Here is a 23,738-nt window from a genome sequence, read left to right as displayed (position 1 = left end):
TCAATGACACAGATTTGTCACCAGTATTACTGTTCGGAAAGGATTTGTATCTGCTATTGTGGGTGACGGTTTCACGACTACTGGTTTTGCTTATCTGAAGGAGTTCAGCGTGAAAAAGTCGTCCGTCTGTGCGATCGCCTTGTCCCTAGGGACACTCCTGTTGCCACTCTGCACGGTTCCCGCCAGCCATGCTCAACGAATCAGTTCAGTCCAGGCGAAGAGCGATCTAGTGGTTGAAATTGATGGCTTGAAGAATCAGAAAGGGCAGGTTTGTCTGAGTCTGTTTTCTAGCAGTAAGGGATTTCCCAGTAATGGCACCCAAGCGGTTCGGAGTCAATGTGTCAAAATCACGAGCGACGCGCCCCAGATCACGTTTAGCAATTTGCGGGCGGGTAGCTATGCCGTGGCCGTCTTGCATGATGCCAACTCCGATAATCAACTGAACCGTAATGCCTTGGGTATTCCCACCGAAGGGTTTGGATTTTCCCGCAACCCTGCCATTCGTGCGGGTGCTCCAAAATTTTCGGAAGCGGCTGTTGTTGTCGCAGGACCCAATACGTCGTTACAAGTTCAGATGAAATATTTGTTTGGTGGCTAAGTCATTTCTCTGCGTAGGGGCATCGTTCGGGGTTTCTCGGGCTACCCTGCAGGGGATCGCTATCCAGGTTGTAGATCTGTAAATCTAGTTCTATAGATCTATGACTGTAAGGATGCAGATTATATTTTCCAGAGATTGTATTTCCCAGAGATCACATTTCCCAAAAAGGAGTAACTTATTATTTGATTCTCCTGGGATAGTCCGGGATTTCTGCGATCCCTACGATATCCCTAATACCCCCAAAATATCGACCCATTTTGAGGTAGTTGTATGAATCGGCTTCTCCTAAGTCTTTTTTCCCTGCCCTCCTTAGTTGGATCCTCCTTCTGCTGGCTGGTTGCTTTGCCTGCCCATGCTTTTCAAGTTTCGGATCCTGATAAGTATGCGACCGAACCCCAGCTTTGTGTTTTTTCCAATCACAGCCGATTTAATTTAGTTTGCGATCGCATCAGCAGACTAAAACAGTCCCCTCAGACGAAACCGATCGATCACGCCATGGATCCGATTAATTCTCCCTATGAATTTGAATTTACCGAAGAGGAGGGCAACGCAGCGATCGCGCTGTTTGGTTGCGACTGTATACTCTGTATCAACTCCCTGCGGAACTTACGAACGATGGCGGCGAACGGGTAAGCAAGCGGATGCGAATTCGGATGCGAATTAAGCGACCGAATGCTCGCTCGCTTTGGAGCCGAGTCCATCCTGCGCGATCAGGTCAGCAGCAAAGTAACTTGCTCGTTATCTGGATCACCAGTTAGATGATGGACTGAAGTTGACAGAAGGAGGCGATCGAGGAATAGAATATAGTTAAAGAATAAACAGTCTGTTATTTTGTACTGCGGAATGCAGTTTTGATCGATTAAAGTTGGTACTCTAAAGATTATTAGAAGTTTCAAGTAGATTTAAATATTTTGTTTTTCGTTATACATGCTTCCTAAGCTGACAAGTTTCTTGATCTCACTTATCTACTGTTTTCATATTTGAAAGTTTGTCTAGGCTCCTTTTGTATTCTTGTTTCTAGTGTGTAAAGCTTGATCCCTGGTTACAGTGGTTATCCCTATCGGGTAGGCGCTTGCCAAGGAACACTTTTCTTACATTATTAGGTCGCACCTTGAATTCCCGTGTTTTGGTTCGCACATTCTAGTTGGTTTGCGCATTCTAGTTCTCTTTCTGAGTGGTGTTTCAGGTTTTCTACTCTAGCTGTTTGAAGAGTTGGAAGGTTGTGAATGGATATTCAAGGGGATATTCAATCGGTTGAATTAGGCTTAAGCGTTTGCCCAATGACCAGATTCAGACGATCTGGCTCCTGAACGGGCAACGTTTCCCTAGGTCGATCGGACTGGCCCAATCCATGAATTCTGCTTGGAGCGTACTGCTCGGAACCTCTTCCTCGGAATCTCTTGCTCAGAACAGACTGTACTAGAAGTTAACTAGTTTTACAATTTCTGCTTTGCTCTTCCCCCGGAACATTAGCCCATGATGAAGTTGGACTCATCTAAAACTGATTCAATTCGTTGGTACCTGCGAGAGATTGGTCGGGTGCCTTTGCTAACTCACGAACAAGAAATTGTCTATGGTAAGCAAGTCCGTCAGCTTGCAGACTTGAATGACGTGCTGAAGCGCTTAGAAGATCGATTGGGCCATCCCCCTAGTCCATCGGAGTGGGCTGATGCCGCTGGAATTTCTGAGCCTGAGTTAGATCAAGTTTTAGCCGATGGCGAACTGGCGAAACGACGCATGGTGGAGGCTAATTTGCGGCTGGTGGTGTCCGTGGCCAAGAAGTACCAGAAGCGCAATGTGGATCTGATGGATCTGATCCAGGAAGGCACGATCGGCATGCAGCGCGGGGTAGAAAAGTTCGATCCCAGTAAAGGCTATCGTTTTAGTACCTATGCTTACTGGTGGATTCGACAGGCGATTACCCGCGCGATCGCTGAAAAAAGTCGATCGATTCGCCTACCCATTCACATCACTGAAAAGCTCAACAAGATTAAGAAAACCCAGCGGGAACTTTGCCAACAGTTAGGGCGTGCAGCGACTCCCTTGGAACTGGCCCAAGCCTTGGATTTGCCCCAGCAACAAGTCCGTGAATACCTGCTCCATGCCCGGACTCCGCTGTCCTTAGACTTGCGTGTTGGTGATAACCAAGATACTGAGTTGGGCGAACTCCTTGAGGATCAAGGCTTACTCCCAGAAGACTTTGCGGCCCAAAACTCCCTCCGGCAAGATATTGAGTGTATGCTGGCGGATCTCACGCCCCAGCAGCGTGAAGTGCTGACCCTGCGGTTTGGACTGACGGATGGCCAGTCGATGACCCTGTCAAAAATTGGCGATCGCTTAAATATCAGTCGGGAGCGGGTGCGGCAGATTGAGCGAGAAGCCTTGAGTAAGCTCCGGAAGCGGAAAGGACGCATTGCAGGCTATCTGGCTAGCTAGATTCTGTCTCTTCCAATCCGTCTAGGAGTGCTAAGTTTTTGTATCAGCGCTGAATTGTTGTGTGAGTGCTAAGTTTAACGTCCTATGGCAAGGGTGCTGACATCAAGTTGGCACCCTTTTCTCTGCCTCGTAAACCCCAGAATTGGGGGCAGCTATTGTATCTTGATTGATTATGAATCCTTCTATACTTGTGAATCCAACCTATCCAGTCTATGAACCGGGTACCCTCTGGCAACGCATTGTCGATCGTAGTCAATCGGCCTTAGCTTCTGGAGCACTGGAATCGATCGCAACCACCTATGAGATTGTCAATCAGGCGGGCATTCCTTTTCTCGTCCGAGTTTTAGCCAACCTCGATCGCAAGACCGCCGCCAAAAAAGAGCAGGATCGCAAAACTGCGCGATCGGGGGTGGCGTTTAATCCGTTTTTGCCCTACGAGCCAGAACTCTATGTGGCGGATCTATCCTCGACCCATGTTTGTTTACTGAATAAATTTAATGTCGTGGATCACCACATCTTGCTGATTACCCGGGAATTTGAGGAGCAAGATGCTGCCTTGACCTTGCCAGATTTTGCTGCGGCCAGTCAGGTTTTGGCGGAATTGGATGGATTAATTTTTTACAATGGTGGCGCATTGGCAGGTGCCAGCCAACGCCATAAACACTTGCAGTGGGTGCCGTCACGAATGCTCGAGAATGGCCCCGGTTTACCGATCGCCTCAGCGATCGAAGCGGCTCAGGCGATCGATGGAATGGTTACGGTTTCCACCCTGCCTTTTATTCATTACATTGCAAAATTTGATTCTTTTAACTCCTCCGAGGTGATGTCTCAAATTTATTTAGAGGGTTACCTACGATGTCTGAACGCAATGGGCGGATCTGCTCGCGAAGCTGCTAGCAGTCATGATGGTCACCATTTATTGCCTAGAGCCTATAACCTTCTACTGACCCGCCATTGGATGATGCTAATCCCCCGATCACAGGATAGTTTTGAAGGAATTGCTGTCAATTCATTGGGTTTTGCAGGCGCGTTGTTAGTACGCAATCCTGAGCAACTTCAGCACCTCAAAACTGTAACGCCCCTCACGCTGTTAACCGCTGTTGGGTATGCTGCCTAATGGTCGTTATTAACAGTTCCATTGTTTAAGGTTACAGTTCCGCTGCGCTTGGAATTGGACTGCTGGTCGAGGATGTCTGCCAACTTTTGGCTGATCAGGACTAACAGTCCCAACAATCCAGCGGAATAGAGATCGCCTCCCCAGCTATCATGGAGCCACTCAAACAAGCCATCCTGACCCGTCCCATGGAAAAAGGTCAGCATTGTATTCCGAATAATGTTGGCTGTGATGCTGAGGGCAACGGCGCTGGCCAGTAAACTGACAACTGCCCAACGACGCGCGATCGTGCCCGTCCAATACAACAGCATTAATGCAACATACAAACTGGTAAATAGCATTTTTAGTCCAGCACAGTAGGGCGCAACTTCAACCTGTTTGCCGTTCACAAATAGATTAATGCTATCAACGGTAACGTTCATGCCAAATAGCTGGAGCAGGAGTCCTGCACAGCTTGCAATAAAACTCTGTAATGGCAAGGTATAGGGCGTGATGAGGTAGGGCAATTCATTGGGCGTTGCCAAGGCAATCAGCACCAAGGGAAATCCCTGTAACCTTAGACCTGCCCAGCCTTTTAAACAAAGGATGATACTCGCTAGCATCAACGGCAAGGACAGATTCACAAAATCTGGTAACCCAGTCAGATAGAGGCTACCTGTTGCCCCTGCGCATCCCAACCCGATCGCTTGCTCCCACGCACTAGCATCCGGTAACTTCGACCATTTGTGACGCAGCGTCCAAGCAATATAAACAGCAAAGGGAATGCCAATCAGCCCATGACTAAAGTATTCGTGCTCGATACTAATACTTTTGTTCAGCCAGCCTTGGTACCAGTGCAGCAACAATGGTGTATACAACAAGGACATGGTGCCCAGCAGTACGCCATTCACCCAAGCTGGGGCATTGGATTTTGATAGGCTAGCGGTTCCCATGGTAATTACGATTGGTGATTGCGATTGGTGATTGCGCTGTCATGAAGTCTGGAAGGACCCCATTGAACTAATCCATGCTTTCTACACTAGTCATCCCCGATCGTACCCTAGCCTATCATTCTGCCCATTGCGGGGCTTGAGTGGGCAGTCCTGCGATCGCTGTCTAAGCTGAAATCCGCATTTCCGGTTCGAGCTCCAGGGCTGAAGCCAAGGTATTCACCACTAAATCGACTTGCATTTCTGTTAAACCAGGGTACATCGGTAGGGACAAAATTTCCTCCGACAGTCTCTCTGCCACTGGAAAATCCCCCGGACGGTACCCCAAAGCCTTGAAGGCCGGTTGTAAATGACAGGGAAGGGGATAGTGGATTCCGGTTTGAATCCCCTGGCGATCGAGTATTTCCTGGAGGAATTCGCGGGGAACGGAGGCAGGCTCCCGGACGCCAGATTGTTCCGAGAGCAACCGCACAACATAGAGGTGATAGACGTGGCCCCGTCCTGCATGGTTATGGAGAGGCAAAATTCCCAAGGAGGCTAAGGGTTTGAGGCGGAGATTGTAGGCTTCAGCAATGCTGACCCGATCGCGGTTCCAACCTGCTAAATGGGGTAGCTTCACTTGCAGCACAGCTGCTTGCATACTATCTAGACGACTATTGATGCCCATCTCGGTATGGAAATATTTCCGAGGTGCGCCATAGTTCCGTAGCGATCGTAGGGTTTGTGCCACCTTTTCATCTTTAGTCACCACCATGCCGCCATCTCCCATGGCTCCAAGGTTTTTGCTGGGATAGAAACTGAAGGCGGCAGCGCGACCGACCGACCCCGCCCGATAGCCTTCCCGCTCTGCGAGGTGAGCCTGGGCGGCATCTTCAAAAATTAGTAAGTCGTAGGTATTGGCTAGATCCAGCAGTAAGGTCGGCGAGACCATTTGACCGTAGAGATGAACGGGTACGATCGCCCTTGTATTGGGGGTAATGGCATTTTCTGCGGCAATCAGATCCATCAAAGCCGTCTGTGGATCACAGTCTACCAAGATGGGCTTGGCTCCCGTGCGCATCACTCCAATCAAGGTCGCAACAAAGGTATTGGCCGGGAGAATCACCTCATCCCCTGGGCCAATGCCACAGGCTTGCAACCCTAGGGCGATCGCATCGGTGCCAGATGCCACACCGACACCATGGGCGACCCCACAGGCACGGGCAAATGCAGCTTCAAACTCAGCAACGGCTTGACCCAAGACGTAGTCACCTCGCTGCATGACTGTTTGAACTGCCTGGGCTAGTTCTGCCTGTAGCGGCTGATGTTGAGGAGAAAGATCCACAAAGGGAACTGCTACGGAAACACTTTGCATAGCCATGGCCTAGATGGGTAGTTCAAGAGAAATTAAGGATGCTTGAGAAGCTCTTTATTCATGATTCTGGCGATCGCGCATCACAAACAGGCGAGGGCAGCCCTGGGATGGATCTCCTGAAGTCGATAGGACAGATCTTGGGTGGAATACGATCGGACTGAGACGGAATGAATCTATTAGGGGGGGGCGTCTCCTCAATGAGTTCCATAGTTTGGGAACCAATGAAGAGATGCACTAGAACAGTAGATGGAAACCGTCGATGAATGAGATGCACGATGAGCAGGGGAGAAGGCAACGAAGCACTGGGATTACGGGCAACCTGGGATTGCAGGCAACCTGGGATTGCCGGTGAAAATTGAGATCGTGCTTTCACGACATTTGCACTTGGGGGATATAGCTAGGTTACCCTGTGCACTAATCAAACCTACACAGCAATTTTCCAGAACCCGATCACATTCATATCTGCTGAAACGCAACAGACATCCGCAATTTCACGGCTATCGATTGATTCAATCAATGAAGAAAATACGGGCTTATCGTGAAGAAAACCTTAAGGGTGCTAGAAGGGTAATAGAGATGAGGCGTAGGGAAGGCGCGATGACTCAAAAGATGGCTGCAAAAAGATGGCTGTAAAAAGATAGCTCCAAAAGACTGGGGCTGGGAATGATGCAGTGGGCTAGTAGGTTAGGGAGTCAGCGACTCATGGGGGGATGCCTGATCAGGTGAGTTGTAGCGAGGATGTCTTAAATAGAAGGAGATCCACCGAAGTGAGAGTCCCATCCCAACTGTCACTAGGCCCAGTAGGACTAATGTGGAATGGTCTGCCCAGCTACCCAACACGACATTGATTGCGCCCCCTGTGAGCAGCCAACCCATCAGGGGATCTTGACGATAAATCGATCGTCGTCCGAAGGGAATCATGGTTATTATTTTGCCCATGCCAGTTTTACCCATGCCAGTCTTGCCCATGCCAGTCTTGCCCATCCCAAATTTCAGCGGAACTTCGGAGACCACCCCAGCCCCAACCATAAAAAAAGGGTATTAGTGGTCATCACTAATTACCCATTCCAAAACTTTCTTAATAAACCAGGGAAATTTTAGGGAGAAATTAACCCTAACCAAGTCAATGCACCTTGCCCAGTGAGAACCTCGATCGCAAGAGCAATGATGAAACCCAGCATAGCGGCACGACCATTCAGTCTTTCTGCATAGGTGTTGAAGCCAATCTTAGGATCTTCCAATTTGGGAACGGTGGTGGGTTGTGTTTGTGCCATATTCCAAACCTCGCTGCTTGTCTTTGCCTAGACTCGTCAGTTCTCGATCGAAGAACCTAGATAAAAATACTTGGAATGGTAAATACCTCGGGGGCTTGAATTCAGAGCTACCTGGCACAACCTTACAAGTAAAGCGTCACAAGTGAACCAGTAAAGTGTTACAAGTAAAATGTAACAAATTTTTACTGAACTTCTTTATTGTAGTCTAGGCTGCCATCGCTGGTGTAACAGGTCATAGCATTTTTGCGGGTTCTGTTTTTTTTTCAGTTGAGCGGTGTGTTCTGCTGCTGGGTGTGGGAGTTAGCATTGTTTCTACAGCCAGTAGAATATCAATCCCTAGCCGTAGAAGGTCTTTACTAAGAATCAGTCGTTCCAGCAGGGCGAGGTAACAGAGTAGGCGATCGCGCAATTGCATGGGGTGCTTAGCGAAGAACCGACCGTACAATCCATATAGACGCCAGGTTGGCAAATCGGGCTGACCTTTTTTGCTAGGATCCCACCATTCTGTTGCAGGTAAGGGGCCTCGGAAAGGTAATTTGAACCGCCTACGACGCTGATGATCCCGAATTGTTTGCATGGATTGTTCTGCGTGAATGCGAAACATGAATAGGGGTTCTGGAATACGGTAGAATCGACCAAATTGGCTTAAAAGACCCACGAAAATCACATCTGCGTGGGCATAGCATCCCAGCGGAGGAGCGGCATCCAAAACCTGTTTGCGAATGACGCCAAAAATCTCACAACCCACATAGTCTTGCTTGATTTTCATCCAAGCCCGAAATCGTTCACTAGGACAGTGGGAGTCAGTGTGACAAGGGGTTGTGTTTACGCTATAAACGCTGCCCTGATCATCCACATGGGATGTATAGCAGTGGCACAGGACTACACTGGGATCCCGATCGAGCACCTCAACACATTTCTCTAAAAAATTAGGGTCTAATAAGTCATCGTGGGCTTGCCATTTAAAATATTCACCTGTTGCTAATTCGGCAACTCGCTGCAAATTCCAACCGGGACCCCGATTTTCTGGGGCACGATAATAGCGAATGCGAGAATCTTGATCGGCATAACGCTCACAAATCATTTGCGTGCTATCGGTTGAGGCATTATCAGAAATAATAATTTCAAAATCAGGTAATGTTTGTGCCAATATTGAATCCAATGCAAGTGCCAAATAGCGTTCGCCATTGTAAACAGGGATTCCAATAGAAACACGAGGCTGATTATGTGAATTCATGTGCTGTTAACAGGTAAATAGAATAACGATCCAACTAGTTTTCGTATTTCTATTCTGATGAATCTGTTTGCACATAGCCTATTGAAATCCAAAATTTATCAAATATTGATCTAGAAGGCTGAGTAGAAAATTAGTGGGCAAAGATGGATTGATGATAGACTTTCATCAATGGTAGCCTCGGGGATATGGATAGAACCTTTGTTTTGACAAGCTTGTATTGTAGTCTTCTGTAGCAATCCCCCAAAAAGGCAGCTCATCCCAGCTAGAGATTAAATCGCTTGGATTTCTTGAGTTCCAGACAACGAGATTCTATCCGTCGCTATCAGGTTTAAAGATCAATCCTGGGTGAGTTTGATCTATGGTTGAATTTCAAGCTTTCTTCGATCGTGCTTCTATCGTTGAATCAGCACTGTCCTGCCAAAAAACGAGGCAAAGCTCAGGAAATCTAACGATTGCTGCGATGTAATGGGTGGTAAAGAATCTATCTAAAGAAGTATAACAAACGAATCTCAGATTAAATTTCCACAAACTGTGTGGAAAAGACTTGACAAATGTTCCGTAGTAAAGAAATTGTCTATTGTGTCTCTTCGGTATAAATCAAACATCTGTGTATTCCTAAGTCATGCAATATTTTTATCTGGGCTCGGCTAGAGAAGGGTGCGGGTGCCCCAAACCCCAGATCCATTTTTCCTCATGGCACTGCCTAAAGCTGGCGTAATGTGTGGCGAAGACCGTTTAGTAAAGGCACTAGCAGGATCATTCCACAGTTTTTGCAACTCCGCTGAAGCTGTGATTCCATCGGAGATCGATTTATGTTGAACTGAGGTGAGTATGAAAATCGGCGTACCCAAGGAAACGAAGGATCAAGAATTTCGAGTGGGGTTGAGTCCCAGTAGCGTGCGTGCGTTGGTGGAACGGGGCCATGAGGTGACGATCGAAACCCAGGCAGGCGTAGGCTCGGGGTTTGCTGATTCGGACTATTCGCAGGTGGGGGGCCAAATTGTTGAGACGGCAGCGGAAGCCTGGAGTCAGGATTTGATTGTCAAAGTCAAGGAACCTTTGCAGGATGAATATGGCTTTTTGCGTCGGGATCAGTTTCTGTTTACCTATCTTCACTTGGCTGCCGATCGGACTTTAACGGAGCGGTTAATTGCGTCAGGAACCTGTGCGATCGCCTATGAAACAGTCACTGTCGGGCAGCGATTACCTTTACTAGTGCCGATGAGTGTAATTGCGGGACGGTTGGCGGTGCAGTTTGGGGCACGGTTTCTAGAAAAACAGCAGGGGGGCCGAGGGGTGCTGCTGGGGGGCGTGCCGGGTGTTACAGCGGGTCATGTGGTGATTTTGGGTGGGGGGATTGTGGGGACTGAGGCAGCGAAGATGGCTGTGGGCTTGGGGGCTAGGGTGACGATTTTGGATGTGAATGTCGATCGGTTGGCGGAGTTGGAAACGCTGTTTGGCTCCCGGGTTGCTTTGGTTTACAGCAACAGCCAGCAGGTCGATGAAATCGTTCCCACTGCTGATTTATTAGTGGGGGCGGTGTTGGTACCGGGACGGAGAGCACCGCAATTGGTTTCCCGTGGGTTGGTTCAGCGGATGCGATCGGGATCGGTGATGGTGGATGTAGCTGTGGATCAGGGGGGATGTATTGAAACGATGCGCACGACCTCCCACAGTCAACCCACCTATGTGGAGGAGGGCGTGATCCATTATGGGGTACCCAATATGCCGGGGGCAGTGCCTTGGACGGCGACCCAAGCGTTAAACAATAGTACACTCCCCTATGTTTTAAAGTTAGCGGATTTTGGCCGCATTGCCTTGGAAAAAGACCCAGCATTAGCGCAGGGCTTGAATGTTGACCAACATCGGTTGCTGCATCCAGCAGTGCAGCAGGTCTTTCCAGATTTAGTAGCTTGAGGTGTAATAGTCCGCAGATATTGGATGTTCGCTAAGTAGTACTGACGACAGGTAGAGCCAAAGAACTGGAGAATGCGACAGCGATCGTCGGTCAAATTCACCCCCTCATCTGCCACATGCAATCCCTCAAAGTTCTATTGGTGCTGAAACTCCCGCATCAACGTGGCAAAAGGAGCATTCCGGTCAATCCGTATTTTGCAAATCCATTGAAGTATCATCCGGCACCTGTGGCCTTGGCTAAGGACTGTCTACCCGTGACCCATGATCTTCTTTAGGCGGATAGCGAATCCAGCTCGCACTGGGCTGGAACGATTTGATGCTCTCGCATCCAAGCCTGTAGATCCGCAAAAGATCGATCGCGATAAACCCCATAGCGCTCCTGCTTATTGCGGATCTTTTGAGGCAAGGTCGGCAGAATGCCAAAATTTGGCGGCATCGGTTGGAAATGCTTCGGCGAAGCGGAACTAATAAAGTCAAATAATGCACCCATCATGGTTGTGGTCGGTAAAACCAAGGGATCCCGTCCGAGGGCAACCCGTGCCGCATTGGTTCCCGCCAGCCAGCCTCCCGCCGTGGCTGCGGTGTAGCCTTCGGTTCCGCTCAGTTGTCCCGCTGCCAAGAGCGTTGCCCGCTGCTTAAATTGCAGCGTTGCTTCCAGCAATTCCGGTGAATTAATAAACGTGTTGCGATGCATGACGCCCATGCGGACAAATTCTGCATTCTCTAAACCGGGAATCATGCGAAACACCCGAGCTTGTTCCCCCCAGCGCAGATTCGTTTGGAAGCCCACCATATTCCACAACTGCCCCGCCTTATCTTCCTGGCGCAATTGCACCACGGCATAGGGTCGCTTCGATTTATTTTCCGGATCGCGAAAATCCCCTAGCCGCGCATCAAACAACCCCACGGGCTTGAGCGGGCCGTAACGCATCGTATCTTCTCCCCGTTGCGCCATTTCTTCGATCGGTAAACAAGCTTCAAAAAACTTGGCCGTTTCCCGTTCAAAGTCCTTCAGTTCCGCCTGTTCTGCTTGACAGAGGGCTGTCCAAAAGGCAAGGTACTGCTCCCGGTTCATGGGACAGTTCAGATAGGCCGCTTCCCCCCGATCGTAGCGCGAAGCCAAAAATGCAACGTCAAAGTTAATCGATTCCCCCACCACGATTGGGCTGGCCGCATCAAAGAAACTCATGTATTCCATGCCCGTGAAGCGATGCAGATCCGCCGCCAGCGCATCGGTGGTTAATGGCCCCGTCGTCAGGACGACCACGCCCTCCGAGGGAATGGTATCCACAGCTTCACGGCGTAGTTCGATCAGGGGATGCTGGGCCAAGGTGCGGGTTAAATCTTCGCTGAATATTCCCCGATCGACGGCCAAGGCTCCCCCCGCTGGAACCTGGTGTTCATCCGCTTTGGCAATGACGATCGACCCCAACCGCCGCAATTCTTCGTGGAGCAACCCCGACGCGCGATCGGTGGCCTGAGCCCCAAAGGAGTTGCTGCAAACCAGTTCGGCCAGATGCTCGCTATGGTGAGCGGGACTTTTTTGCAAGGGGCGCATCTCATGCAAAATGACGGGAACCCCAGCCTGGGCGATTTGCCAAGCCGCTTCGGTGCCAGCCAGTCCGCCCCCAATCACATGGACAGGAGATGGCTGTTCAGGGAATAGCTGTCCGGGGAATTGCGTTGTCATTGTGCCTAGGTTGCCTACGGTTTGCTAGAAAGTCCTTTTCTAGGATACGGCAGGCGATCGCGAAATCGCTGGCAAACGTCAAAAAAGGTTCCCCGTTTGGAGAACCTCGATTCAGGAATGTCAGGTTTCGTGATGCTCAGATGTTGTGATAACTAGTGTTGTGATACTAGTTTGATGACTGGTTTGATGACTGGTTTGATGATGAGTCCTGGGCCATCCTAGGGCTTATTCTCTGAAGCCGCAGGTGGGGTCGCAGGTACAGCCTTGGCATCTGGGCTGACCACGGGCATGGTTGCTTTGTCCGGCTTCTTCATCGAAGTATAGGGTTTGGCCTTAGTGGCCGTACGATCGTTGGGGGGCAGGATGACCTTATCGATCGCGTGAATTACACCATTGGCTGCCTTGATGTCTGTCGTGGTCACCTTGGCATTGTTCACCATAACACCCTGTTCATCTACTTTAAGGGTGATAGAACGACCTTCCACAGATTGTACTTTACCTGATTTTAATGTCTCGGAAGTGCCAATGCCGGGAACTACATGGTAAGTCAGTAACTTAATTAATTGCTGTTTATTTTCCGGTTTCAGCAACTTTTCAACCGTGCCCTTGGGTAAAGCGGCAAAGGCAGCATCGGTGGGTGCAAAGACCGTGAAGGGGCCTTCACTGGCTAGCGTTTCAGTGAGACCGGCTGCTTGGATGGCTGCCGTTAAGGTTTTGAATGATTCATTGCTACCCGCCACATCCACGATCGTCTTGGGAGCCTCGGTGGTTTTGGGTGTGTCTCCCGTCGGTGGGGTTAAGGGAGCTGCTTGGGTGCCGGGGGCTGGAACTTCCTTCGGAATTGTAGCTGGCTCTGGGGCTGCTGCTGGAGCTGGTGCCGTGGGGGCTGGAGCCGGAACTTCCGCAGCTACTGCGGGCGTCTGGGTGGATGTCTGGGTGGTTGAGGGAACACTTTGACTGGGCATGGCGTGAACGGGACTGGCGAACAAGCCTGCACCCATCAAACCAAGGACTTTAGCAAACTGAGTGTAATGCAAACGATTCATCGTTCTTGACCTCCGCTGATGAAACTTAGGAGTTTTGCAACGAACCGTCACATCCTACCGAAGGCAATGCATTTTTGACAAATCTGGAAACGCTAAATTGGCTTTTAAATCTGGGTTTGGAGCGATTCGGACTGGAAAGGACGCTGGCTATTTTGCTAGGGTTCCCTCGGAAATTCAATCTCTATCTGGAGATAGAGTCGGTGAATGGAACCCAGAGGTGACTCTATGGTGTTTTGGCAACATGGGATGGGGACTGGGATTGAGCTGAATTCCGATCGTCACAGACAAATCTAACCAGTATTTTTGCCTATGTCTCTGGATAGATATCCCGATCGAAGTTGCATCCTAGAAACCTTTCCCAAAAAAAATGCGTAGAGGCTGAGATAGTCCATGTCGTTTCCCTCGAACAGTCCTTAAAATCGCCCTTAACTGATCGAGTATTTTTGAAGATGTATCAGAATAAAATTGCTACAAAACAGCCCGTGTTCAGGATTAACAGCCTTGAAACACGGGCTATTGGGATAACGGGACTGGCGCGAATCGAACGCGCGGCCCAGCGCTTAGGAGGCGCTTGCTCTATCCTACTGAGCTACAGCCCCATGGAGTTTGTTCAACAACCTCCTCAGAAATTATAGCAGCGCAATTCTGAGATGGGTACGATCGTCCCCGCTCGTGTCACACTGGATCTTTGTAAGGTTTCTTTACATTCGTCTGTGGGAGTAGGGATGGATCTCAGTCTGGTTGCGTCAAATTTCTTGAATCCGCCAGTTTTATTCTTCTTTTTAGGAATGCTGGCGGTTTTCGTCAAATCGGATCTGGAGATTCCCCAACCGATTCCCAAGTTCTTCTCCCTCTATCTCCTCATCGCGATCGGCTTTAAGGGCGGCGTTGAGTTAGCCAATAGCGGCATCAGCCAGGATGTGCTTCTGACCGTACTCGCAGCCGTTTTCATGTCCTGCGCAGTCCCGGTCTATACCTACTTCATCCTACGCCTGAAGTTAGATGCCTACAATGCCTCCGCGATCGCGGCCACCTATGGAGCCATCAGCGCCGTTACATTTATTACCGCCAATGCCTTTCTAGATCAATTGCAAATCCCCTCCGACGGCTATATGGTAGCGGCGCTGGCCTTGATGGAATCCCCCGCAATCATTGTCGGCTTGATTTTGGTGCAGATTTTTGCAGCCAAACGGGAAGATGACCAAGCCATTAGTTGGGGCGAGGTGCTTCAGGAATCGTTTCTGAATGGCTCTGTATTTTTGCTGTTTGGCAGTATCGCGATCGGCCTACTCACCGGAGAACATGGCTATGAGAAAGTGAAACCCTTCATCGGGGATATGTTCTACGGCGCGTTGATGTTCTTTCTCTTAGACATGGGCTTAATTGCTGCTAAGCGGATTCAAGATCTCAAAAAAACGGGTGTTTTTCTAATTTCGTTTTCAATTCTGATTCCGATTCTCAATGCCATCCTCGGAAGTGGAATTGCTTACCTCATTCATATGTCCAAAGGTGATGCGCTTCTCTTTGCTGTCCTGTGTGCAAGTGCGTCCTATATTGCGGTTCCTGCTGCCATGCGTATGTCCGTCCCAGAAGCGAATCCAAGTCTTTATATCTCCACTGCTCTAGCCGTAACTTTCCCGTTTAACATTATCTTTGGAATTCCCCTCTATCTCTACGGAATCAATCTGTTCTGGCCGATTTGATGCAACTGGCGTCGATCGACGGTTCAGAGAGACTCGCCCCTGAGCTAGCGTCCCAGGCGATAACCAAATCCCCGCACGGTAATAAGATATTGCGGATCACTCGGGTCTAATTCTAGTTTTTCCCGCAGCCAACGAATGTGCACATCCACCGTCTTACTGTCGCCCACATAGTCCTGCCCCCACACCTTTTCCAACAGTTGTTCCCGCGACCAGACTCGCCGAGGATTTCGCATGAAAATTTCCAGCAGGCGAAACTCCTTGGGAGAGACATTGACCTCCTGCCCCCGGACTGTGACTCGGCATTCCTGGGGATAGAGGGTAATTTCGGCGATCGTAATCGGTTGCTGTTGGGGACTCATTTGGGGCGTCTGCCGTCGGCGTAACAAGGCCCGACAGCGAGCGATTAATTCCCGTATTCCGAAGGGCTTAGGCAAATAGTCATCGGCACCAATTTCCAGCCCGACGACTCGATCGATTTCCGTCGCCTTTGCACTCAGCATCAGCACCGGCGTTTGATATCCTTCCCGCCGCAGCATCCGACAGATATCCAAACCATTGACATAGGGCAGCATCAGATCCAGGATAACTAAATCAAATCGCGCGATCGGTGCTGCATTGGTGGAAGCACTCGCTCCTCCCTGCTGAGAGATAATCATTTCCAACGCCATTCGCCCATCGCGTATGACTGTTACTTCGAACCCTTCCTGGCTTAAGGCAAGGGCAACGGTTTCAGAAATTGACTCCTCATCTTCAATTAGTAGAATTTGCGCAGTATTGTGTGGAAAGAACGAGTATGGACTATTCGAGGCATCCATGCATTGATTGACAGACTAATCGTTGCTGGGAGTTATCCTATCATCGTTAGTGCATCATTCTGACTACCTCATGCATTTGCAATTACGATTAAAGAGTTTTTAACCTGAATTTCCTGATCTGATTACCTTCTCTTAACGAAGCGCTGAATATCCTCCGATAGTCTACTTAAGTGCCCTCTCTTCCTCTCTCTACTGTTGAATTATGGTTTCCCGTCAAAAAGCAAGTTTTTTCCCAGTCAGGTTCAGTCTCACGGGCCTTCTAGGTCTATTGGCTGGGAGCTTGGTCGGTTGCAATGCACCCTTAGATGTTGCACAAGTGGAAAAAACAATTCAACAAAAGTTAGTGCAACAGGGGGCTGGGTCGGTCAAGGCGGTTATTTGTCCAGAAGGGCTGCAATCCAAGGAGGGGCAGACATTTACTTGTACTGCGATGTTTGAATCGGGGAATGGGGCCGATATGGAAGTACGCCAAACCGATCGGGAGGGTCAAGTCAGTTGGGAAATTCCCAGTGTGAAAGGTTTGGTGAATCTTGCCCAAGTCCACCAGGTAATCCAGGAGGGATTGAAAGCAGATCTGGGCGAGGTCACAGTGGACTGCGGTGCAATTACGCCCTATCGAACCGTCAATCCTGGCGATCAATTTGATTGCACCGTGACGCGCCAGTCCCAAGCCCAAACGCCAGAGCTAGCTGCTTCTGAGCTTCCTAGCGCTCCCCAGTCAGCCGCTTCGCCCAAAAATCTGCAAAACGATCGATCGATCAAAGAACCGGAGAAAGTAGCAGTGACGATCGCGCCTTCTGGTGATATCAACTGGCAACGGTTGCTTTCCCCAATGACTCCCCAAGCGCAGGGCAATCAACCCAAAGAGACAAAAGAGACAAAGTCTACGCCTGACAGTTCTACGGCTACCCAGGCCCCCGATCGGGCGACAACGGCTACTCCCCCTAGCCAAGTCATCATTCCAGAAACCCCAGAAGATTATGATTCCTAGGGGGAATATCTATCTGAGGCAGGATTGAAAATTAAGGTAAGGGGCCCGCCTGCGAAAATTAGCCCCAGCCACCGCCACCGGGAGTTTCAATCACAAAGCTATCTCCGGGCTGCATTTCAACTTCAGCCTTGCTCCCCAGCAGTTCGATCGAGCCATCTTGCCGTTGCACGATGTTCCGTCCGATCGCGCCGGGTTGACCACCGTTTAACCCAAAGGGCGGCACCCGACGATGACCGGAGAGAATGGCCGCCGTCATCGCTTCACGGAACTGAATCCGACGAATCACCCCATTGCCGCCAGTGTGGTGTCCGAGGCCACCGCTGTGGGGGCGAAGGGCGAATTCCTGCACCAGTACCGGAAAACGCCATTCCAGCACCTCGGGATCAGTCAGACGGGAGTTGGTCATGTGGGTTTGCACTGCATCCGTGCCATCAAAGGTCGGCCCTGCACCGGAACCGCCACAAATCGTTTCGTAATACTGATAGCGATCGTTGCCAAAGGTGAAATTATTCATCGTGCCCTGGGAGGCGGCCATCACTTGCAACGCGCCGTATAACGCATTGGCGATCGCCTGGGAGGTTTCCACATTGCCCGCCACCACCGCAGCGGGATAGGTGGGATTGAGCAAGCAGCCTGCTGGAACGCGGATGTCCAAGGGCTTGAGGCACCCGGCGTTTAAGGGAATTTCATCTTCCACCAACGTGCGGAAGACGTAGAGAACCACCGCTTTACAAATGGCTAACGGCGCATTTAAATTTGTGGCCTGTTGGGGCGAGGTGCCTGTGAAGTCGATACAGGCATTGCGATTGGCATGATCGATCGTCACCTTGACTCGAATCACACAACCATCATCCATTTCATAACTGAACGCTCCATCCTGCAATTGCTCAATCACCCGACGCACGGCAGCTTCAGCATTGTTTTGCACATGCTGCATATAGGCTTGAACCGTTGCCAATCCATAGTGTGCCACCATGCGCCGGAGTTCCTGCACGCCCCGTTCATTGGCGGCAATTTGTGCCCGTAAATCCGCTAAATTTTGCCCTGCATTCCGCACAGGATAAACACCGGAATTGAGTAATTCCAGAAGTTCTGCTTCCCGAAATTTGCCTTGGGCCACTAAACAAAAGTTATCGAGTAGGATTCCCTCTTCGGCGATCGTGCGACTGTGGGGCGGCATGGAACCTGGCGTAATCCCGCCAATGTCCGCATGGTGTCCCCGCGAGGCAACGTAAAAGGTGGGTTGGGAGGATGGTTCGAGAAATACAGGCGTAATTACAGTGATGTCAGGTAAGTGAGTACCACCGTTATAGGGATTGTTAGAAATATAGACATCACCTGGTTGCAGAATTGATCCTTTAGCATCAATCAAACTGCGAACGCTTTCGCTCATGGAACCCAAATGGACGGGGATATGGGGTGCATTGGCGACGAGTTGACCCTGCTTGTCGAAAATGGCACAGGAAAAGTCTAGACGTTCCTTGATATTGACGGAATAGCTGGTATTTTGTAGCGTGATGCCCATTTCTTCGGCGATCGCGCGAACAAGGTTGTTGAAGATTTCCAGTAGGACGGGATCGGGCGTTGCATAATCTGTGGTTTGGGAAACGAGGTTAGAAATTGGTCGATCGCTAATCTCAGTCACTTGTTGAAGTAGCAAGTGGTTACGATCGGTTAATTCTGCGCTCCATCCGGGTTCAATGACGTTGGTTCCGGTGGGTTCAATGATTAATGCAGGGCCAGGGATACGATCGCCCGGTTGTAAGTCCGATCGGGAATAGACCGGGGTTTGCCACCAACGATCGCGGGTGTAGAGTTTGACGGTGGCGATCGGGGTCAGCGATCGGTCTGGTTGGCGCGGTAGTTGGGGTTCTGTGGGAAGATCGGTTTGGCCAATGATTTCCACGGCAACGGCTTCAGCGATTAATGCCTTATCCGGCATCGTAAATCCGTAGCGTTGCTGGTAGCGCTGCTCAAATTGATGGCGCATTTCTGCGAGTTCACTCCAGGTCGCACCGATCGTAGAATCCGTTCCCGCATATTTCAGATAGACTGTTGGCTGAATGTGGATGCGATCGTGATCAATGCCTTGGGCTTCCATTTCTGCGCGGCCAGTGATGCCTAACTCGTTTAATGCTGTGTCTAATTGGGGAATTACAGCCGGTTCTAAAGGTAATTCGATCGCCTGTTCCTTCAGCATTCGCCAATCTGCTAAGCCCATGCCATAGGCGGACAACACCCCGGCGTAGGGATGAATGAGGATTTGCCGCATTCCCAAGGCTTCAGCAATCAGACAAGCGTGCTGACCTCCCGCTCCCCCAAAGCAACAGAGCATGTATTCACTCACGTCGTAGCCCCGCTGAATGGAAATCTTTTTGATTGCATTGGCCATTTTATCGATCGCGATGGCAAGAAACCCCGCTGCTACCTGTTCCGGAGTGCGCCGATCGCCCGTTGTGGCTTGAATGTCTGCGGCGAGTGCCTGAAACCGTTGCTGGACAATTTCCGCATCTAAGGGCAAATCTCCCGATCGGCCAAACACCGCTGGGAAAAAGGCCGCTTGTAACTTGCCTACCATGACATTGCAGTCCGTGACCGTCAGCGGCCCGCCCCGACGGTAGCAAGCAGGCCCAGGATTCGCCCCCGCCGACTCCGGGCCAACGCGATACCGCGCCCCATCAAATTGCAGGATGGAACCGCCCCCCGCTGCCACGGTGTGAATCGCCATCATGGGTGCCCGCAGTCGGACTCCCGCTACTTCCGTATCCAGGGTGCGCTCGTACTCGCCATTGAAGTGGGAGACATCCGTTGAAGTGCCGCCCATGTCAAAGCCAATGATGCGATCGAACCCGGCCATGGCACTGGTTTTTACCGCGCCGACAATGCCCCCCGCAGGCCCGGAGAGAATGCTGTCCTTACCTTGAAAGCGGTGGGCGTCTACGAGTCCCCCGTTGGACTGCATAAACATGAGTTTGGGGGATTGCGGGTTGGATTCGCTGTTCTCTTGATGGTCTAATTGTGCGGCGACCCGATCGACGTAACGCCGCAGAATCGGAGAGAGGTAAGCATCCACAACGGTCGTGTCGCCTCGGCTGACCAGTTTCATTAGAGGACTGACCTCGTGGGACACCGAGATTTGGGTAAATCCCAGCCGTCGTGCCAAGTCCGCGACTTGCTGTTCATGGGCGGGGTAGCGATAGCCATGGAGAAAGGCGATCGCGCAAGAATGAATGCCAGCGTCGTAGGCGGATTGCAGGGACTGAATCAAGGCGTCGTCCAATTGCAAGGGTTGCAGAACTTCACCCTGGGCACTGTGGCGTTCTTGAACTTCAATCACCCGTTCGTACAGCATTTCCGGCAAAACAATCTGCTGGGCAAAAATGTTGGGCCGATGCTGATAGCCAATCCGCAGCGCATCCCGAAAACCTTGGGTGATGAGTAAAACGGTGCGATCGCCCTTGCGTTCCAGTAATGCATTGGTGGCTATGGTTGTTCCCATTTTCACCGCAGCGATGCGATCGGCGGGGAGGGGTTCGCCATCGGGAATCCCCATCAGTTCGCGAATTCCTTGAATGGCGGCATCGTCGTAGCGTTCAGGATTTTCGGATAGTAGCTTGTGCAGCACGATCGTGCCATCGGGTCGTTGGGCAACAATGTCAGTAAACGTGCCCCCCCGATCGATACCAAACCGCCATTGTGGTTGGGATTTAGCCTGATTTTTGTTTGATGCTTGCATGATTACAATTCCCTTGCTAGTGATCGTATTTAGCTTTAACTGATATAGATTTTTTATGAAATATTTCTTGGTTTTAATATGTTTACTTAAGTAGATTTGATGTGGTTGATAGTGTAATGCGAATTTGATTCGTTAATGCGATAGATCCGATCCCCCCTAGCCCCCCTTAAAAAGGGGGGAGCCAGAAAGGTTGAGGAAATTGATGAAATTGTTGTGAAATCTAAAGATTCTCTCAAAGTCCCCCTTATTAAGGGGGATTTAGGGGGATCTCATGGATTGCAATGACAAATCAATTGAATATAACAATGGATTGGGTATAACATTAGTCTTAATCGCAATTCCTGGAAAATCGATCTCCTCTACTTTAGAAACCCAACCCCATTGTTTCAAGGGGCATTTGGTAAACCTAAAATATCGTTAGCAATATGGTAGGAATGGCGATGCTGGATCTTGCACAACTCAATCTTGCACAACTCAATCTTGTACCGCTCAGCCAATTGGAACTGCGGCAACTCTGCTACTTTTTGACGATCGTCGCCAATGGCAATAACTTTAGTCGGGCAGCGGAACAGTTACACATCGAGCAAGCCCCCTTGAGCCAGCGCATTCGGGCCTTGGAAAAGCGGTTGAATGTGGAATTGTTCGATCGCCGCCATCGTCCTGTGCAACTGACGCCCGCCGGAGACGTGTTTCGGCACCATCTTCAAAGCAGCCTTGCCCAACTCCAACAGGCGATCGAACAAGCCCAACGGACGGCGCGCGGGGAACTGGGGGTGTTGCGATTGGGAATGGCCAGTTCCGTCGCCAACAGCATCCTGCCCGACATCCTGCGGCAATTTCGCGATCGCTATCCCTTCGTTACCTTGGAACTCCACGAACTCACCGCCCAGCAACAAATTCAAGCCCTGCACGATCGACAGTTAGACATTGCCCTAGAAGCCTTTCCCCCCCTGGCCGATAGCGATACTAACTGGAAGCAACAGGTGATTGCCCAGGAGTCTTTAGTCCTTGCTCTGCCGATCGACCATCCCCTAGCAACCCAAGCCCAAATTCCCCTACGAGCGATCGCCCAGGAGCCGATCATCTTGCCTTCCCTCTCCGCCTTTCCCTTCTACCACGCCTTTATTACTGCTTGTATCGATGCGGGTTTCCAACCCCAAGTTGTGCAGACCACGACGGCAACCTGGTTACTCACAATTTTAGGGATGGTCGTGGCCGGGATGGGGATTGCTGTTTTACCCAGTAATGTTCTGACCGTCCAACGTCAGGGCATTCTGTATCGCGAGATTGCCGATCTCACCCTCACCCGCGAAATTTCTGCCCTCTGGAACGCAGATCACGGTTCGATCGTTCTAGACAACTTCCTAGCCATTTTGCTCCAATAAGCCTCCTTCCACCGATCTTACAGGGAGTGATGTCAGCAAGTGATGTCAGCAAGTGATGTCAGTAAATAATGGTAGAAAGTAGGGCTGTGCTGAGCACCTTAACGAGAATTTAATATTCAGATAATTTTTAATTTTTTCTTTTTAACTAATCTATAACTTCACATTGTTGTTACTTAACCTTCATTCTGTATTGTGAGAACGTCCTAATGGACTTGCATCTACCTAGATGTATAGCGCAAAACAATCGCTCAGGTAATGGTTTTGAATGCTATTGGTTTTGATGACCCTATGCGTTCTAATACCATTCTGGTATCGGAGTGATTGGTTTTAGCTGATTCGTAGCGATTTCAGTGCAGTCACACAACCTTCCAGAAAGTAATCAGTATTATGTTGTCCCAGGTTTATCGCTCCATTACCATAGGTGCAGTGGTTACGATCGCCTCGATCGTAGGCTTCTCCGCCACTGCCCAAGCTCAGGTCAAGGTTGACGGCTCCAGCACAGTGTTCCCCATCACGGAAGCAGCAGCAGCAGCTTTCCAAAAGTCATCTGGACAAAAGGTGACCGTTGGGATTTCCGGCACCGGTGGCGGCTTGAAGAAGTTCTGCAACGGCGAAACGGATATTTCCAACGCATCCCGCCCCATTCTCGAAAAAGAATTGAAACTCTGTAAAGAGAAGGGCATCAAGTTTATTGAAATCCCAGTTGCTATGGATGCATTGACCGTTGTAGTTAGCCCCCAAAACAATTGGGTCAATAACTTGACGGTAGATCAACTCAAGAAAGTCTGGGATGCAGGCAGCACCGTCAAGAACTGGAAGGAAATTGATGGAAGCTTCCCCGATGCACCCTTGAAGCTGTTTGGGCCGGGGGCCGATTCCGGTACCTTCGATTACTTCACTGAAGCCATCAATGGGAAGGCTAAAAAGAGCCGGACGGACTATACTGGGAGCGAAGATGATAACGTCTTGGTGCAAGGCGTTTCCCGCGACAAGAATGCGCTGGGCTACTTTGGTTTTGCTTATTACCAAAAGAACAATCGTCGCTTGAAAGCCGTTAAAGTCAACGGGGTGGAGCCCTCTCTGGCTAACGTGACCAATGGGAGCTACCGTCCGCTATCTCGTCCGTTGTTCATCTATGTCAACGCGGATTCGGCTAAGAACAAGCAGCCCGTGAAATCCTTCGTGGAGTCCTACCTCAATGGGGCTTCGGGTTTTGCTTCCAAGGTGGGCTATTTACCCTTGATCGATCAGGTGTATAGCGTCAGTAAAAAGCACCTGTCTGAAGGGAAAACAGGAACACGCTTTGCAGGCAAGGAACCCACGAACTTGAAGATGGAAGATTTAGTCAAGATGGAACCTAAAGACTAAGTCCTGATTCAGCATGTTTTTCCATTCCGGCATGTAAGTGTCGCCGTTTCGAGACAAGGCTGTGTTGGGGATTCTCAGAGCAGCTTTGTCTCTTCTTGTCATATAAATTTCTTTCTTTGCTGTAAATTTACTCCTCCCGTTCCCT

At 50.1% G+C, this 23,738-nt stretch carries 18 protein-coding genes and 1 tRNA gene; 9 read left to right on the top strand and 10 right to left on the bottom strand.

The genetic code is table 11. The annotated features are described in order from the left end of the window. Positions 1 to 199 precede the first annotated feature (199 nt). The 4 genes from H6G21_RS06360 (at position 200) to H6G21_RS06345 (ending at position 4,151) form a co-directional block, all read left to right on the top strand. Positions 200 to 598, top strand: a complete 399-nt coding sequence (locus H6G21_RS06360; RefSeq protein WP_347277990.1) for a DUF2141 domain-containing protein — start codon at positions 200 to 202, stop codon at positions 596 to 598. A gap of 270 nt (positions 599 to 868) precedes the next feature. After that, entirely contained in the window at positions 869 to 1,231 is a 363-nt protein-coding gene (locus tag H6G21_RS06355) for a hypothetical protein (protein ID WP_190571685.1), read from the top strand. 846 nt (positions 1,232 to 2,077) lie between these two features. Beyond that, positions 2,078 to 3,034, top strand: a complete 957-nt coding sequence (locus H6G21_RS06350) for an RNA polymerase sigma factor, RpoD/SigA family (protein WP_190572006.1) — start codon at positions 2,078 to 2,080, stop codon at positions 3,032 to 3,034. A 172-nt stretch (positions 3,035 to 3,206) separates the two neighbouring features. Continuing rightward, on the top strand, positions 3,207 to 4,151 hold the full coding sequence (locus tag H6G21_RS06345) for a phosphorylase (protein ID WP_190571683.1): 945 nt from the start codon (positions 3,207 to 3,209) through the stop codon (positions 4,149 to 4,151). Here the strand turns inward: H6G21_RS06345 and crtB are convergent. From crtB to H6G21_RS06320, 5 genes are all read right to left on the bottom strand, one after another. Then, positions 4,148 to 5,080, bottom strand: a complete 933-nt coding sequence (crtB, locus tag H6G21_RS06340) for a cyanoexosortase B (RefSeq protein ID WP_190571680.1) — start codon at positions 5,078 to 5,080, stop codon at positions 4,148 to 4,150. The genes H6G21_RS06345 and crtB overlap by 4 nt on opposite strands. A gap of 163 nt (positions 5,081 to 5,243) precedes the next feature. Next, the gene (locus tag H6G21_RS06335; RefSeq protein ID WP_190571678.1) at positions 5,244 to 6,431 is read right to left on the bottom strand and encodes a DegT/DnrJ/EryC1/StrS family aminotransferase; all 1,188 of its coding nucleotides are present in this window, start codon (positions 6,429 to 6,431) and stop codon (positions 5,244 to 5,246) included. A 684-nt stretch (positions 6,432 to 7,115) separates the two neighbouring features. After that, positions 7,116 to 7,445: a hypothetical protein gene (locus tag H6G21_RS06330; RefSeq protein WP_190571676.1), complete on the bottom strand. Its 330-nt coding sequence runs from the start codon at positions 7,443 to 7,445 to the stop codon at positions 7,116 to 7,118. Between the two features lie 83 nt (positions 7,446 to 7,528). Next, entirely contained in the window at positions 7,529 to 7,705 is a 177-nt protein-coding gene (locus tag H6G21_RS06325) for a chlorophyll a/b-binding protein (RefSeq protein WP_190571674.1), read from the bottom strand. Positions 7,706 to 7,937: 232 nt separating this feature from the next. Beyond that, positions 7,938 to 8,942, bottom strand: coding sequence for a glycosyltransferase family A protein (locus H6G21_RS06320; RefSeq protein WP_242041681.1), 1,005 nt, complete (start codon positions 8,940 to 8,942; stop codon positions 7,938 to 7,940). 831 nt (positions 8,943 to 9,773) lie between these two features. Here H6G21_RS06320 and ald point away from each other — a divergent pair. Next, on the top strand, positions 9,774 to 10,859 hold the full coding sequence (ald, locus tag H6G21_RS06315; RefSeq protein WP_190571670.1) for an alanine dehydrogenase: 1,086 nt from the start codon (positions 9,774 to 9,776) through the stop codon (positions 10,857 to 10,859). Positions 10,860 to 11,130: 271 nt separating this feature from the next. On the opposite strand, the gene trmFO is transcribed toward ald, so the two are convergent. The 3 genes from trmFO to H6G21_RS06300 form a co-directional block, all read right to left on the bottom strand. Further along, positions 11,131 to 12,549: an FADH(2)-oxidizing methylenetetrahydrofolate--tRNA-(uracil(54)-C(5))-methyltransferase TrmFO gene (gene trmFO / locus H6G21_RS06310; protein WP_190571667.1), complete on the bottom strand. Its 1,419-nt coding sequence runs from the start codon at positions 12,547 to 12,549 to the stop codon at positions 11,131 to 11,133. Between the two features lie 218 nt (positions 12,550 to 12,767). Then, positions 12,768 to 13,595 carry a fasciclin domain-containing protein gene (locus H6G21_RS06305; protein ID WP_199307054.1) on the bottom strand — a complete coding sequence of 276 codons (828 nt, stop codon included), beginning with the start codon at positions 13,593 to 13,595 and terminating at the stop codon, positions 12,768 to 12,770. Between the two features lie 525 nt (positions 13,596 to 14,120). After that, positions 14,121 to 14,194, bottom strand: a tRNA-Arg gene (locus H6G21_RS06300). A gap of 126 nt (positions 14,195 to 14,320) precedes the next feature. Here H6G21_RS06300 and H6G21_RS06295 point away from each other — a divergent pair. Further along, entirely contained in the window at positions 14,321 to 15,298 is a 978-nt protein-coding gene (locus H6G21_RS06295) for a sodium-dependent bicarbonate transport family permease (protein ID WP_190571665.1), read from the top strand. Positions 15,299 to 15,342: 44 nt separating this feature from the next. Here H6G21_RS06295 and H6G21_RS06290 read toward each other — a convergent pair whose 3' ends face one another. Beyond that, positions 15,343 to 16,113: a response regulator transcription factor gene (locus H6G21_RS06290; RefSeq protein ID WP_190571663.1), complete on the bottom strand. Its 771-nt coding sequence runs from the start codon at positions 16,111 to 16,113 to the stop codon at positions 15,343 to 15,345. A gap of 202 nt (positions 16,114 to 16,315) precedes the next feature. Between H6G21_RS06290 and H6G21_RS06285 the strand changes: the two genes are divergently transcribed. Continuing rightward, positions 16,316 to 17,104 (top strand): DUF4333 domain-containing protein, encoded by a 789-nt coding sequence (locus H6G21_RS06285; protein ID WP_242041680.1) that lies wholly within the window; start codon positions 16,316 to 16,318, stop codon positions 17,102 to 17,104. A 58-nt stretch (positions 17,105 to 17,162) separates the two neighbouring features. Here H6G21_RS06285 and H6G21_RS06280 read toward each other — a convergent pair whose 3' ends face one another. Then, positions 17,163 to 20,840: a hydantoinase B/oxoprolinase family protein gene (locus H6G21_RS06280; RefSeq protein WP_190571659.1), complete on the bottom strand. Its 3,678-nt coding sequence runs from the start codon at positions 20,838 to 20,840 to the stop codon at positions 17,163 to 17,165. A 440-nt stretch (positions 20,841 to 21,280) separates the two neighbouring features. Here H6G21_RS06280 and H6G21_RS06275 point away from each other — a divergent pair, with 440 nt between their 5' ends. Both H6G21_RS06275 and H6G21_RS06270 read left to right on the top strand, forming a co-directional pair. Then, the gene (locus H6G21_RS06275) at positions 21,281 to 22,225 is read left to right on the top strand and encodes a LysR family transcriptional regulator (protein WP_190571657.1); all 945 of its coding nucleotides are present in this window, start codon (positions 21,281 to 21,283) and stop codon (positions 22,223 to 22,225) included. A gap of 384 nt (positions 22,226 to 22,609) precedes the next feature. Further along, a complete protein-coding gene (locus H6G21_RS06270) occupies positions 22,610 to 23,593 on the top strand; it encodes a PstS family phosphate ABC transporter substrate-binding protein (protein WP_347277989.1) in 984 nt (327 codons plus the stop codon). Positions 23,594 to 23,738: the final 145 nt, after the last annotated feature.

Origin of the sequence: Alkalinema sp. FACHB-956 (assembly GCF_014697025.1) — a bacterium.
Classification (GTDB): Bacteria; Cyanobacteriota; Cyanobacteriia; order Leptolyngbyales; family Leptolyngbyaceae; genus Alkalinema.
The sequence above is the reverse complement of the archived record's forward strand: the minus strand, read 5'-3'. Positions and strand labels throughout refer to the sequence as shown.

Excerpts from the sequence above, each read along its gene's own strand:
- H6G21_RS06345 (WP_190571683.1), top strand. The coding sequence starts at position 3,207 with ATGAATCCTTCTATACTTGTGAATCCAACCTATCCAGTCTATGAACCG.
- H6G21_RS06335 (WP_190571678.1), bottom strand. The coding sequence starts at position 6,431 with ATGCAAAGTGTTTCCGTAGCAGTTCCCTTTGTGGATCTTTCTCCTCAA.
- H6G21_RS06325 (WP_190571674.1), bottom strand. The coding sequence starts at position 7,705 with ATGGCACAAACACAACCCACCACCGTTCCCAAATTGGAAGATCCTAAG.
- H6G21_RS06275 (WP_190571657.1), top strand. The coding sequence starts at position 21,281 with ATGCTGGATCTTGCACAACTCAATCTTGCACAACTCAATCTTGTACCG.
- H6G21_RS06280 (WP_190571659.1), bottom strand. The coding sequence starts at position 20,840 with ATGCAAGCATCAAACAAAAATCAGGCTAAATCCCAACCACAATGGCGG.
- crtB (WP_190571680.1), bottom strand. The coding sequence starts at position 5,080 with ATGGGAACCGCTAGCCTATCAAAATCCAATGCCCCAGCTTGGGTGAAT.
- H6G21_RS06355 (WP_190571685.1), top strand. The coding sequence starts at position 869 with ATGAATCGGCTTCTCCTAAGTCTTTTTTCCCTGCCCTCCTTAGTTGGA.
- H6G21_RS06285 (WP_242041680.1), top strand. The coding sequence starts at position 16,316 with ATGGTTTCCCGTCAAAAAGCAAGTTTTTTCCCAGTCAGGTTCAGTCTC.
- ald (WP_190571670.1), top strand. The coding sequence starts at position 9,774 with ATGAAAATCGGCGTACCCAAGGAAACGAAGGATCAAGAATTTCGAGTG.
- H6G21_RS06320 (WP_242041681.1), bottom strand. The coding sequence starts at position 8,942 with ATGAATTCACATAATCAGCCTCGTGTTTCTATTGGAATCCCTGTTTAC.
- H6G21_RS06295 (WP_190571665.1), top strand. The coding sequence starts at position 14,321 with ATGGATCTCAGTCTGGTTGCGTCAAATTTCTTGAATCCGCCAGTTTTA.
- H6G21_RS06350 (WP_190572006.1), top strand. The coding sequence starts at position 2,078 with ATGAAGTTGGACTCATCTAAAACTGATTCAATTCGTTGGTACCTGCGA.
- trmFO (WP_190571667.1), bottom strand. The coding sequence starts at position 12,549 with ATGACAACGCAATTCCCCGGACAGCTATTCCCTGAACAGCCATCTCCT.
- H6G21_RS06290 (WP_190571663.1), bottom strand. The coding sequence starts at position 16,113 with ATGGATGCCTCGAATAGTCCATACTCGTTCTTTCCACACAATACTGCG.
- H6G21_RS06305 (WP_199307054.1), bottom strand. The coding sequence starts at position 13,595 with ATGAATCGTTTGCATTACACTCAGTTTGCTAAAGTCCTTGGTTTGATG.